13 protein-coding genes are annotated in these 12,845 nt (G+C 64.0%); 12 read left to right on the top strand and 1 reads right to left on the bottom strand.

Features of this window, described 5'->3' with window-relative positions; all coding sequences use genetic code 11:
* Positions 1 to 60: 60 nt before the first annotated feature.
* The 12 genes from PCA31118_RS20205 to PCA31118_RS20260 all read left to right on the top strand — a co-directional run bounded on the left by PCA31118_RS20205 (position 61) and on the right by PCA31118_RS20260 (position 12,197).
* The gene (locus PCA31118_RS20205) at positions 61 to 759 is read left to right on the top strand and encodes a nicotinate-nucleotide adenylyltransferase (protein ID WP_246190338.1); all 699 of its coding nucleotides are present in this window, start codon (positions 61 to 63) and stop codon (positions 757 to 759) included.
* A 63-nt stretch (positions 760 to 822) separates the two neighbouring features.
* Positions 823 to 1,284: a ribosome silencing factor gene (gene rsfS, locus PCA31118_RS20210; protein WP_150626858.1), complete on the top strand. Its 462-nt coding sequence runs from the start codon at positions 823 to 825 to the stop codon at positions 1,282 to 1,284.
* Positions 1,285 to 1,307: 23 nt separating this feature from the next.
* Complete coding sequence (gene rlmH, locus PCA31118_RS20215; RefSeq protein ID WP_150626859.1) at positions 1,308 to 1,778, top strand: 23S rRNA (pseudouridine(1915)-N(3))-methyltransferase RlmH; 471 nt, start codon at positions 1,308 to 1,310, stop codon at positions 1,776 to 1,778.
* Positions 1,779 to 2,105: 327 nt separating this feature from the next.
* Complete coding sequence (gene ugpB, locus PCA31118_RS20220) at positions 2,106 to 3,437, top strand: sn-glycerol-3-phosphate ABC transporter substrate-binding protein UgpB (protein WP_150626860.1); 1,332 nt, start codon at positions 2,106 to 2,108, stop codon at positions 3,435 to 3,437.
* 137 nt (positions 3,438 to 3,574) lie between these two features.
* Positions 3,575 to 4,471 (top strand): sn-glycerol-3-phosphate ABC transporter permease UgpA, encoded by an 897-nt coding sequence (gene ugpA, locus PCA31118_RS20225; RefSeq protein ID WP_150626861.1) that lies wholly within the window; start codon positions 3,575 to 3,577, stop codon positions 4,469 to 4,471.
* Positions 4,468 to 5,313 carry a sn-glycerol-3-phosphate ABC transporter permease UgpE gene (gene ugpE / locus PCA31118_RS20230; RefSeq protein WP_044456770.1) on the top strand — a complete coding sequence of 282 codons (846 nt, stop codon included), beginning with the start codon at positions 4,468 to 4,470 and terminating at the stop codon, positions 5,311 to 5,313. Before ugpA ends, ugpE begins: the two co-directional genes overlap by 4 nt.
* A 2-nt stretch (positions 5,314 to 5,315) precedes the next feature.
* On the top strand, positions 5,316 to 6,410 hold the full coding sequence (locus tag PCA31118_RS20235) for a sn-glycerol-3-phosphate import ATP-binding protein UgpC (protein ID WP_150626862.1): 1,095 nt from the start codon (positions 5,316 to 5,318) through the stop codon (positions 6,408 to 6,410).
* A 5-nt stretch (positions 6,411 to 6,415) separates the two neighbouring features.
* Entirely contained in the window at positions 6,416 to 7,201 is a 786-nt protein-coding gene (ugpQ, locus tag PCA31118_RS20240) for a glycerophosphodiester phosphodiesterase (protein ID WP_150626863.1), read from the top strand.
* 170 nt (positions 7,202 to 7,371) lie between these two features.
* Positions 7,372 to 7,971, top strand: a complete 600-nt coding sequence (locus PCA31118_RS20245; protein ID WP_150626864.1) for a Maf family protein — start codon at positions 7,372 to 7,374, stop codon at positions 7,969 to 7,971.
* Positions 7,972 to 8,013: 42 nt separating this feature from the next.
* Positions 8,014 to 9,483, top strand: coding sequence for a ribonuclease G (gene rng, locus PCA31118_RS20250; RefSeq protein ID WP_044456773.1), 1,470 nt, complete (start codon positions 8,014 to 8,016; stop codon positions 9,481 to 9,483).
* Between the two features lie 204 nt (positions 9,484 to 9,687).
* Positions 9,688 to 10,725 (top strand): methyl-accepting chemotaxis protein, encoded by a 1,038-nt coding sequence (locus PCA31118_RS20255; RefSeq protein WP_150626865.1) that lies wholly within the window; start codon positions 9,688 to 9,690, stop codon positions 10,723 to 10,725.
* Between the two features lie 161 nt (positions 10,726 to 10,886).
* Complete coding sequence (locus tag PCA31118_RS20260) at positions 10,887 to 12,197, top strand: cation diffusion facilitator family transporter (RefSeq protein ID WP_150626866.1); 1,311 nt, start codon at positions 10,887 to 10,889, stop codon at positions 12,195 to 12,197.
* Positions 12,198 to 12,292: 95 nt separating this feature from the next.
* On the opposite strand, the gene rfbC is transcribed toward PCA31118_RS20260, so the two are convergent.
* Complete coding sequence (rfbC, locus tag PCA31118_RS20265) at positions 12,293 to 12,841, bottom strand: dTDP-4-dehydrorhamnose 3,5-epimerase (RefSeq protein WP_044456776.1); 549 nt, start codon at positions 12,839 to 12,841, stop codon at positions 12,293 to 12,295.
* Positions 12,842 to 12,845 lie beyond the last annotated feature (4 nt).

Here is a 12,845-nt window from a genome sequence, read left to right on the forward strand (position 1 = left end):
CGCATGACCGTTACTTCTGCTTCGACATCCGGAATGTCCGGTACGTCCGGAATGTCTGGAATGTCCGCCACGCCGCCCCACGCCGTTCGACGCATCGGCGTGCTGGGCGGCACGTTCGATCCGATCCACACCGGCCATCTCGCGCTGGGCGCGCTCTTTGCCCGCACGCTCGCGCTCGACGAACTGATTCTGATGCCGGCAGGTCAGCAGCCGCAAAAGCAGGGCAGCACCGCCGCGGAACACCGGCTTGCGATGACACGCCTGGCCGCGCAAGGTCTCGCCGCCGGGCTGGCCGTCTCTCATCCTTCGACACAGGTAATCGTCAGCACGCGCGAGATCGAGCGCGCCGGGCCGAGCTATACCGTCGACACGTTGCGCGACATGCGGCGCGATCTCGGCCCCGAAGCGTCGCTCTCGCTGCTCATCGGCTCGGACCAGCTCGTGCGGCTCGACACGTGGCACGCCTGGCGCGAACTCTTCGACTACGCCCATATCTGCGCGGCGGCGCGGCCCGGTTTCAGCCGTGAGACGGCGTCCCCGATCCTGCGTGAAGTCTTCGCCGAACGGGAAAAGTCCGCGCTCGGGGTACAATCCACGCCATGCGGCGGCATCCTGATCGACGACTCACTGGCCGTCGACATATCCGCCACCGAGTTGCGCGCCACGCTGGCGCACGCGCAAGACGCGGCCACGCCCCCGGCAAACCTGCCCGAACCCGTGTGGCAGTACATCCGCGCGCAACACCTGTATCGCGCCTGACGGCCCGCCACGACATGGCTGGGCCGCTGTCCGGCGCCCCCTGTTTCACCCAAAAGACGCACTATGGAAATTCGTAAACTTCAGCGCCTGATCGTCGACGCCCTCGAAGACGTCAAGGCCCAGGACATCAAGGTGTTCAACACCGAGCACCTCACTGCCCTGTTCGAGCGCGTGATCATCGCGAGCGGTACCTCCAACCGCCAGACCAAGGCCCTTGCCGCCAGCGTGCGCGACAAGGTCAAGGCCGCGGGCGGCGACATCGTCAGCATGGAAGGCGAAGACGTGGGCGAATGGGTGCTGGTCGACACGGGCGACGCCATCGTGCACATCATGCAACCGGCGCTGCGTCAGTACTACAACCTCGAAGAAATCTGGGGCGAGAAGCCCGTGCGCCTGAAGGCCGCCGGTACCAAGGCCGGCGTGAAGTCCGACGTGAGCGCCGTCGACGACGGCGAAGACCCGGATGACGACGGCGACGAAGCGCCCGCGCAAAAGGCGCCCGCGCGTCGCAAGGCCAGCAAGTAAGACGCCCGCGCGATTTCGCCGATATGCGTCTGTTCATCCTCGCAGTCGGGCACAAGATGCCCGGCTGGATCGAAACCGCCTTCGCCGAGTACGCCAAGCGCATGCCCCCTGAGCTGCGCATCGAACTCAAGGAAATCAAGCCGGAGCAACGCTCCAACTCCCGCACCGCCGAGACCGTCATGGCCGCCGAAGCGCAGCGCATCGAGGCGGCTTTGCCGCGCGGCTGCCGTCTGGTATGTCTGGACGAACGCGGTCAGGATCTCACGACCATGCGTCTCGCACAGTCGCTCACCGGCTGGCAGCAGGACGGGCGTGACGTCGCCTTCGTGATCGGCGGGGCCGACGGGCTGGATCCGACGCTCAAGTCCCGCGCCGATACGCTCATTCGCCTGTCCAGCCTCACCCTGCCGCACGGTATGGTGCGTGTCCTGCTCGCCGAGCAGCTCTACCGCGCGTGGAGCATCAATGCCAATCACCCCTACCATCGCGTGTGATACGGATGCGGCATCCTCCTGATGCCGTCTTACGCGCCTTCTCTATATGACCGCGCAATAAGACAGCCATAAGTCACAGGGCGTCGGCGCCGCGCAATGCATCGTTGTATGGCATTGCGGAGGCCGCTCTCTGCGTTGCTGGCCGGGCGACTGCGTCACCTGTCAATCCCCGCATTGCACTCGCGTGCAACACCCGTTGTGCAGCGCGAATGGAAAAATCACAGTGACGTGTTAGTCTACGCGGCGCTACTCAGTTCGCACCGCGAACAAGCAGGGTCCGTCGACAAAAAAGGACCCTCGACTTCTCGTGAACCCCCGGAGATTGGTATGAAGCAACCTTCCCTGCGCACGTTCGCCCTCGCCGGCGTTGGCGCCGCACTGGCACTCGGCATGAGCACGTCGGCCCTCGCCGCCACGGAAATCCAATTCTGGCATTCGATGGAATCGGCCCTCGGCGATCGCGTCAACCAGATCGCCGCCGACTTCAACGCGTCGCAAAGCGACTACAAGATCGTCCCGATCTACAAGGGCAACTACGAGCAGGGTCTGGCCGCTGGCATTGCGGCTTTCCGCGCCGGTAACGCCCCGGCCATTCTCCAGGTGTACGAAGTGGGCACCGCCACCATGATTCAGGCCAAGAAGGCCGTGAAGCCGGTGTGGGAAGTCATGAAGGACGCCGGCGAGTCGTTCGACGAAAAGGCGTTCGTGCCGGCCATCGCGGGCTATTACACCGACGGCAAGACCAACCACCTGATCTCGATGCCGTTCAACAGCTCGACACCGGTGCTGTACTACAACAAGGACGCCTTCAAGAAGGCCGGCCTCGATCCGAACAAACCGCCCAAGACCTGGGCCGACGTGAAGGCCGATGCCGAAAAGCTCAAGGCTTCGGGCATGTCGTGCGGCTTCACCATGGGCTGGCAAGGCTGGACGCAGCTGGAGAACTACAGCGCGTGGCATGCCCTGCCGTACGCCACGAAGGACAACGGTTTCGGCGGTCTCGATGCCAAGCTGTCCTTTAACGGCCCGCAACAGGTCAAGCACATCCAGTTCCTGGCCGACATGGCCAAGGAAGGCTCGTTCACGTACGTGGGCCGCAAGGACGAAGTGACCTCGAAGTTCTACAGCGGCGACTGCGGTATCGCCATGACGACGTCGGGCGCGCTCGCCAACATCGGCAAGTACGCCAAGTTCAGCTACGGCGTGGGCATGATGCCGTACGACGCCGACGTGAAGGGCGCGCCGCAGAACGCGATCATCGGCGGCGCCAGCCTGTGGGTGCTCGCCGGCAAGTCGGCCGCCGAGTACAAGGGCGTGGCCAAGTTCCTGAACTACCTCGCCTCGCCGGCGGTCGCCGCCAAGTGGCATCAGGACACCGGTTACCTGCCGGTGACCAAGGCCGCCTACGAGCTGACCGAAAAGCAGGGCTTCTACGCGAAGAACCCGGGCGCCGACACGGCCATCAAGCAAATGCTCAACAAGGATCCGCTGCCGTACACGCGCGGTCTGCGTCTGGGCAACATGCCGCAGATCCGTACGGTCGTCGACGAGGAACTCGAAGGCGTGTGGGCCGGCAAGCAAACGCCCAAAGCCGCGCTCGACAAGGCGGTGCAACGTGGCGACGACCTGCTGGCCCGCTTCGCGAAGCAAGGCAGCTAAAGCTCGGCGAACGCACGATTACGCGCGCAATGCCGGGGCTTTTCCTGCATTCGACGCATGAATCGTGACGTTACAATGACTCCACCCCGGCTCGCGTGAAATGCGGGCCGGGTTGGTTTTTTTTTGGTCACTACGTTATGGCGCACACCTCCAGAGAACGCCCTCGCTTCGGCACCGGCTGGCTGCCCTACGCTCTTGTAGCCCCGCAGCTGTTCATCACCGTTGTCTTCTTCCTGTGGCCTGCGGGCGAGGCACTGTGGCAATCGACATCGACGCAGGACGCCTTCGGGCTGTCGAGCGAGTTCGTCGGATTCGCCAATTTCACTGCGCTGTGGAGCGACTCGCTCTATCTCGCATCGTTTCGCACCACCATGATTTTCAGTGGACTGGTCACGGTCTGCGGTCTGGTCATCTCGCTGCTGCTCGCGGCAATGGCCGACCGCGTCACGCGTGGCAAGCGGACCTACCAGACGCTGCTGATCTGGCCGTACGCCGTCGCGCCCGCGATTGCCGCGGTGCTGTGGGCCTTCCTGTTCAACCCGAGTATCGGTCTGGTCACCTATGGCCTCGCGAAGCTCGGCATCGAATGGAACCACGCGCTCAATGGCGGCCAGGCGATGTTCCTCGTCGTCCTCGCGTCGATCTGGAAGCAGATCAGCTACAACTTCCTGTTCTTCTACGCCGGCTTGCAGGCGATTCCGCGCTCGCTGGTGGAAGCCGCCGCGATTGACGGCGCAGGGCCGATCCGGCGTTTCTTCGGGCTGGTGCTGCCGCTGATCTCGCCGACCACGTTCTTCCTGCTCGTGGTCAACCTCGTCTACTCGTTCTTCGACACCTTCCCGGTGATCGACGCGGCGACCGGCGGCGGCCCGGGCCAGTCGACCATGACGCTGATCTACAAGATCTACTCGGAAGGCTTCAAGGGGCTCGACCTCGGCAGCTCCGCTGCCCAGTCGGTGGTACTGATGGCGATTGTCATCGTGCTCACGGTCGTGCAGTTCCGATTCATCGAACGCAAGGTGCAATACGCATGATCGAGAACCGTCGCGGCCTGGATATCTTCTGCCACGTCATGCTGATAATCGGCGTGTTGCTGGTCGTCTTCCCGCTCTATGTGGCGTTCGTCGCCGCCACCATGAACGAGAGCGAAGTCTTCAACGTTCCTTTGTCGCTCATTCCGAGCACGCACCTGCTCGAGAACTTCGCCACCGTGTGGGGATCTGGCACGGGCAACGCCGCCATGCCGTTCGGCATGATGCTCGGCAACAGCCTGTTCATGGCACTGGTCGTCACGATCGGCAAGATTTCGGTCTCGATCCTGTCGGCGTTTGCCATCGTGTACTTCCGCTTTCCCCTGCGCAACCTGTTCTTCTGGCTCATCTTCGCCACGCTGATGCTGCCAGTCGAAGTGCGGATTTTCCCGACGGTGCAGGTGATTTCGAACCTCGGCCTCATCAACAGCTATGCCGGTCTGACCGTGCCGCTGATCGCGTCGGCCACGGCCACGTTCCTGTTCCGACAGTTCTTCATGACGCTACCCGACGAGCTCGTCGAAGCCGCGCGTATCGACGGCGCCGGTCCGATGCGTTTCTTCTTCGACGTGGTCCTGCCGCTGTCGAAGACGAACATCGCCGCGCTCTTCGTCATCACCTTCATCTATGGCTGGAATCAGTATCTGTGGCCGATTCTCGTGACCAATGCGCCCGAGATGACGACGGCGGTCGTGGGTATCAAGAGCATGATCGGCAGTGGTGATACCGCCACGCAATGGCAACTCGTCATGAGCGCCACGCTGCTCGCCATGCTGCCGCCCCTGGCGGTGGTGCTGCTGATGCAACGCTGGTTCGTGCGCGGTCTGGTCGATTCGGAAAAGTAATCATGGCAAATCTCAAACTCCATAGCGTCAAGAAAACCTACGACCAGAAGAACTACGTGCTGCACGGTGTCGACATCGACATCGAAGACGGCGAGTTCGTGGTCATCGTCGGCCCGTCGGGCTGCGGCAAGTCGACGCTGCTGCGCATGGTCGCCGGTCTCGAATCGGTGAGCGAAGGCAGCATCCTCATCGGCTCGCAGGTCGTCAATCAGCTGGAACCGAAGGATCGCAACATCGCGATGGTGTTCCAGAACTACGCGCTGTACCCGCACATGGACGTACGTCAGAACATGTCGTACGGCCTGAGGATTCGCGGCATCGACAAGAAGACGATCGACGAGCGTGTGCTCGCGGCCGCGCGCATTCTGGAACTGGAGCCCCTGCTGGCGCGCAAGCCGCGCGAGCTCTCGGGCGGACAGCGCCAGCGCGTGGCCATGGGCCGCGCCATCGTGCGCGAACCGGCCGTGTTCCTGTTCGACGAACCGCTCTCGAACCTGGACGCCAAGCTGCGCGTGCAGATGCGTCTCGAAATCCAGCGTCTGCACAAGCGCCTGAAGACCACGAGCCTGTACGTCACCCACGATCAGGTCGAAGCCATGACGCTGGCCGATCGCGTGATCGTCATGAACAAGGGCTACGCCGAGCAGATCGGCACACCCACGGACGTCTACGAGCGCCCCGCCTCGCTGTTCGTCGCCAGCTTCATGGGCTCGCCCGCGATGAACCTGCTCAAAGGACGTGTCGACCCGGAAGGCCGCACCTTCCAGATCGAAGGCGGCCCGGCGCTGCGCCTGCCGCCCACGAGCATGGCGCACGCGAACCGCGAACTCGTGCTCGGCGTGCGCCCGGAGCATCTGGTGCCCGCCGAACAGCACAACGGGCTGGGCGCATTCGCCGCGCAGACGAGCATCAACGTCGATCAGCTCGAACTGCTCGGGGCCGACAATCTGTTGCACGGCCGCTGGGGCGAGCAGGCGGTGACGGTACGCCTGCCCCACGAACTGCGTCCGGCCGCCGGGACGATCGTGCCGCTGGCCATCTCGGCCAAGGCGCTGCACCTGTTCGATCCGTCGACGGGCAAACGAGTCGAGGCGTAAGCGCGATGAGCGATAGTTCAGCATCTGCCCATTTGTGGCGCGACTGGCCGTATCCGCGCATCGTCTCGCATCGCGGCGGCGGCAAGCTTGCGCCGGAAAACACGGTGGCGGCATTCGAGATGGGGGCCTCGCTCGGTCTGCGCATGGTCGAGTTCGACGCCAAGCTCTCGGCGGACAACGTCGTCTTCCTGCTGCACGACGACACGGTCGATCGCACCAGCAACGGGCGGGGTCCTGCGGCGCAGATGACCTACGCCGAGATCGAAAAGCTCGACGCCGGCAGCTGGTTCGGCGCTGACGGACGCTTCGCCGGACAGGTCATGCCCACGCTGGCGCAGGTCGCCGAGCGATGCCTGTCGCTCGGCCTGGCCGCCAACGTCGAGATCAAGCCATGTCCGGGCCGTGAGGCCGAGACCGGCAAGTTGGTGGCCGAGGCGGTCAAAACGCTTTGGGCAGGTCAGCCGCAGGCCCCGTTGCTCTCCTCGTTCTCTTACGAGGCGCTCGAAGCGGCGGCTGCTGCCGTGCCGGAACTGCCGCGCGGCATGCTGTACGAGGCCGTGCCGACCCACTGGCGCGAGGATGCCCGCAAGCTGGGCACCGTAACGCTGCATGCGAGCCACAAGCACCTCGACGGCCCGCAAGTCGCGCAGATCAAGGCGGCCGGCCTGCATATGCTGGTCTACACGGTCAACGAACCGGCGCGCGCTCGCGAGCTGGCGGCGTGGGGCGTGGACGCCATCTGCACCGACCGCATCGACCTGATCGGTGCGGATTTCCTCGACGAGCGCTGAGCCCTCGGCAATGAACGGCACGCCGCGCCCCCGTCACACGCTGGCGGGGGCGGGCGCAAGGCGGCATAATAGGGCGTTCCCCTCGCCCAGCCCATCCAGCGGCCCGGTGCGCGTGCTGCAAATCCATGCAAAGACGTGTGCCGGGCTGGACGAATTCAAGTCAAGCCGCCATGCCGTACATCTATCTCGCGTCGCAAAGCCCCCGCCGTCAGGAACTGTTGCAGCAGCTCGGCGTTCGTTTCGAGCTGTTGTTGCCTCATGCCGACGAGGACGCCGAAGCGCTCGAAGCCGTGCTGCCCGGGGAGCCGCCTGACGATTACGTACAGCGCGTCACGCGCGCCAAGGCGGAGGCCGCGGTTGCCCGTCTGGCCCGCGCCGGGCTGCCGGGCGCCCCGATTCTCGCGGCCGATACCACCGTGTGCCTGGACGGCACCATCCTCGGCAAGCCGTTCGACGATGCCGACGCTCGCGCCGTTCTGGCGCGCCTGTCAGGCACCCGCCATCGCGTGCTGACCGCCGTTGCCGTATGTGCGGACGGCCAGATCCATCAGGCAGTCAACATTTCGCACGTCTGGTTCCGCCCGCTTCGCCGGGAAGAAATCGAGCGCTACGTCGCCTCGGGAGAGCCACGCGGCAAGGCCGGCGCGTATGGTATCCAGGGCAAGGCCGCCGAGTTCGTCATGCGCATCGACGGCAGCTACTCCGGCATCATGGGGTTGCCGTTGTGCGAGACCGCCGCGCTGTTGCGCCAGGCGGGCGTCGACTTCTGACGCAACCCGATGCCCAAGCATTCCGAGTCCGGTCGACAATTTATGAACGAAGACATTCTGGTCAACATCACGCCACAGGAAACCCGTGTGGCGCTCATGCAGCTCGGCGCCGTGCAGGAACTGCACATCGAGCGCACGCTCTCGCGCGGCCTGGTCGGCAACATCTATCTGGGCAAAGTCGTGCGCGTGCTTCCGGGCATGCAGTCGGCCTTCATCGATATCGGACTGGAGCGCGCGGCGTTCCTGCACGTAGCCGACATCTGGCATCCGCGCACCAGCAACGACACGTCCGTGCCGCATCCGCAGCCGCCCATCGAGAAGACCGTCTTCGAGGGACAGACGCTGATGGTGCAGGTCATCAAGGACCCCATCGGCACCAAGGGCGCGCGGCTCTCGACACAGATCAGCATTGCCGGGCGCACGCTCGTCTATCTGCCGCAGGAACCGCACATCGGCATCTCGCAGCGCATCGAGAGCGAAGCCGAGCGCGAAGCGCTGCGCAGCAAGATTCAGGCGCTGGTGCCGGCCGATGAGAAAGGCGGCTTCATCGTCCGCACGATTGCGGAAGACGCCGCCGACGCCGAACTGGCCAACGACATCGCCTATCTGCGCAAGTCATGGCAGACCATCGGCGAGCAGAGCACGCGCGTGCCGGCCCCCTCCCTGCTCTATCAGGACCTCAATCTCGCGCAGCGTGTGCTGCGTGACTTCGTGCATGAGGAGACGGGCAAGATTCTGGTCGACTCGCGCGAGACGTATCAGAAACTGGCCGAGTTCGCGACCACCTACACGCCGGCGGTGCTCGGCAAGCTCACGCATTACACGGGCGAGCGCCCCCTGTTCGATCTGTACAACGTGGAGACGGAAATCGAGCGGGCGCTGTCGCGTCGCGTCGACCTGAAGTCCGGCGGGTATCTGATGATCGACCAGACCGAAGCGATGACGACCATCGACGTGAACACCGGTGGCTACGTCGGCGCGCGCAACTTCGACGACACGATCTTCAAGACGAACCTCGAAGCGGCGCTGATGATTGCGCGTCAGCTGCGTCTGCGCAATCTCGGCGGGATCATCATCATCGACTTCATCGATATGGAAAGCGCCGAGCATCGCGACTCGGTGCTCGCCGAACTGAAGAAGGCGCTCGCGCGAGACCGCACCCGCATCACGGTGAACGGATTCTCGCAGCTGGGGCTGGTGGAGATGACGCGCAAACGCACGCGCGAGTCGCTCGCCCACGTGCTGTGCGAGCCATGCGCGGTGTGCCAGGGCAAGGGCCAGGTCAAGACGCCGCGAACCCTGTGCTACGACATCCTGCGCGAGATCCTGCGCGAATCACGTCAATTCAATCCGCGCGAGTTCCGGCTGATTGCCTCGCAGGAAGTGGTCGATCTGTTCCTCGAAGAGGAATCGCAACATCTCGCCATGCTGATCGACTTCATCGGCAAGCCCATCTCGCTGCAAGTCGAATCGTCGTTCCATCAGGAGCAGTACGACATCATTCTGATGTAAATCCATCAGGACACCAAAGCACCGGGAGTATCCGCTCCCTCTCCCGGTGCGCGCAGGCACCTTCATTGGGCATGCTCACCCGCCTACCCTGCGCCCCTCCCTGCTTTTCATCGCCCCTGTTGCACCACAACCGGTCATGATCGCCACGTGGCCCGGTTCTTGCGTTTAAACGCTTAAATATAACGACGAAAAAGGGGCAAACAAATGGCGAATCCAAAAGCAATTGTCGATCTGACCCACGCAGTGAGGAAGCTGGCAGTCAGCAAGATCGGCGACATCAACGAGATCAACCGTGAGACGACATTTCTCGCACTCAACGCGTTGATCGAAGCAGCCCGTGCAGGCAATGCGGGCAAGGGCTTCGCCGTCGTGGCCAATCAGGTCAAGCTCGTCTCGAAGCGCATCGGCGAGGTGACCGATTCGCTCAACAAGGAGCTGACCGGCTCACTCAAGGAACTCACGGAACTCGGCGACCTCATGATCGAGCGAATGGGCGGGCACGACGGTCAACGCTGTGCCGACCTCGCGCTCAACATGATCGATGTCGTCGACCGCAACCTCTACGAACGATCGTGCGACGTGCGCTGGTGGGCGACTGACTCGGCGGTCGTCACGTGCCTGACGGATCCGCATCCCGAGGCGGCAGCGCATGCGGCGGATCGCCTCGGCGTCATTCTGGACAGCTATACCGTCTACAAGGATCTCTGGGTGATCGATGCCCAGGGCGTGGTCGTGGCCAACGGCCGACGCTCGGACTATCCGGTCATGGGCAGCAATGTCGCGGACGCCGGCTGGTTCAAGGCCGCGCTCAAGACACGCAGCGGCGCCGATTACGTCGCGAGCGACATCCAGACGCTCGCGCATCTAAGGCACGCACAGGTCGCGACCTACTCGACCGCCATTCGGGAGAACGGACTGGCCGATGGCCGGGTGCTGGGCGCACTGGTCATCTTCTTCGACTGGGCGCCGCAAGCCGAAGCCGTCGTCAAAGGCGTGCGACTGAGCGACGAAGAATGGGCACGCACGCGGTGCATGATCGTGGACTCCTCGTTCCGCGTGATTGCAAGCTCTGACGGGCAAGGCGTGCTCAGCGAAACTTTTCACCTGCGTACCGACGGGGCGACGAGCGGCTTCTACACCGACCCGGTCAAACGCACGACCGTCGCGTTCGCTGCGACACCCGGCTATGAAACCTACAAGGGACTCGGATGGTACGGCGTGGTGTGTCAGCAGCATCGGTGAGTCTTTGAAGGGAAGACGACGGCGAATCGGTCGCGCTGCCGGGTGGGCGGCGCGGCCCGGTACGACGCGCCCTCGGGACGGCGCGGCTGGCACATTCGGGCAACCGCAATACAATACGAGATCGATCCGATTTCGTCGCGCCCGACGCGCACGTCCTGGCCATGCCCTATTCGAACTACGATAATCTGGCAGCATCGAGCGAGGCGCTCGACAAACACGCCGTCGCACGCCATTCGACCTGGGTCAGTATCTGGGTCAACGTGGTGCTCACGACGGCGCAGATCGTCATCGGGGTGTTCGCGCGTTCCCAGGCCCTGATCGCCGACGGCATCCATTCGCTCTCGGACATCGTCTCCGACTTCGTCGTGCTCGCCGCCGCACGCGGCAGCGCCCGCGCCCCTGACGCCGATCACCCCTACGGACACAGCCGCTACGAGAACGCCGCGTCGCTCTTTCTCGGCGTGATCCTGCTCGCCGTAGGCGCCGGCATGCTGTGGCGCGGCATCGAGCGCCTGCTGCATCCGGAAGAGATTCCGGAGGTGCATGTCATCGCGCTGGTCGTCGCCGTCGTGGTGCTCGTGAGCAAGGAAGGTCTGTTTCGCTACATGCTGCGCGCGGCACAGCGCGTGCGCTCCGCGATGCTCGTTGCCAATGCGTGGCATGCGCGCTCTGACGCCCTCTCATCGCTCGTCGTCGCCTGCGGCATTCTGGGCAACCTGGCGGGCTATCGTATCCTCGATCCACTCGCTGCCGCGCTCGTGGGCCTGATGATCGGACGCACCGGCTGGAAGTTCGGCTGGAACGCGCTTCAGGACCTGATCGATCGCGGGGTCGACGATGCAACCACCATCTCCATCCGTCAGCGCCTGCTCGATACCCCCGGCGTGCGCGCCATCGACATGTTGCGCACGCGCCGCATGGGCGATGAAATCGTGGTGGATGTGCACATCCTCGTCGACGCGCGCCTGTCGGTGTCCGAAGGTCACTACATCGCAGAACAGGCGCGTGCAGCCGCCATGGCCGAGCCGCAGATTCTCGACGTGCTGGTGCATGTCGATCCGGAAAGCGACACCAAGGGCACCGCGCTGCAACAATGGCCTGCGCGCGCGGTCGTCGTCGGCGCGGCGGAACTGCTTTGCCGGGCCAATGCGCTCGCGTTGCATGACGTCATGCTGCATTACCTCGATAACGGGCTGGAAGCCGACGTGATCGTCGAAGGACTGGACGAACCGGCACGTGCCGGTGCAGGCGATGGCAGCATGGAAGCCGCGTCGCAAACCGTGGCCGACGCGCTAGCTGCGCGCTTCGAGCCGCTGGGGCTGCGTTACGTGCGTGTGCTGCGGGTGACGGGGGAAACCTCGACGGCAGTGGCCACATCCCCCACGTCAGCCAGCACCGAATCACCGAGCGCGAGTCGCGGCGCGCAGACGGCCGAAAAAACGTCGGCCGCCGGGTCGTCCTCCGTTAGCTGACCTCGCTCATGAAGTGACCATTGCGGCGATTGCGGCCATTGCGGCCAGCCTGCCGTCAATCACGTTCAATACGGCCCGACCGGCGTACACGGGGATCAGTCTTCGTGCTTGTACTGCGCGAACGGCATGCCCTGGCGGTCCTTGTCCGAGACGGTCGGCGTCATACCGTCCAGCGGCCAGGGAATTGCCAGCGTCGGGTCATCCCAGCGAATGCAACGCTCGAATTGCGGCGCCCAGTAGTCCGTCGTCTTGTAGAGCACTTCTGCCGTCTCCGACGTCACCACGAAGCCGTGGGCGAAACCGGCCGGAATCCATAGCTGCTTCTTGTTCTCGGCGCTGATCCGCTCTGCCACCCACTTACCGAACGTCGGCGAACCTTCTCGGATATCGACCGCGACGTCGTAGATCTCGCCGTGCAACACGCGCACGAGTTTTCCCTGCGGCTGCCTGATCTGGTAATGCAGGCCGCGCAGCACGCCGCGCACCGAGCGCGACTGGTTGTCCTGCACGAACGTGAGCGTTTCGCCGAGCGCATCGTCGAAGTTACGCTGATTGAAGCTCTCGAAGAAATAGCCGCGCGAATCGCCGAACACCTTGGGTTCGATGACGCACACGGCCGGGATCGCGGTAGGAGTGACTTGCATGGGA

The sequence above is a fragment of the Pandoraea captiosa genome, assembly GCF_902459775.1.
Classification (GTDB): domain Bacteria; phylum Pseudomonadota; class Gammaproteobacteria; order Burkholderiales; family Burkholderiaceae; genus Pandoraea; species Pandoraea captiosa.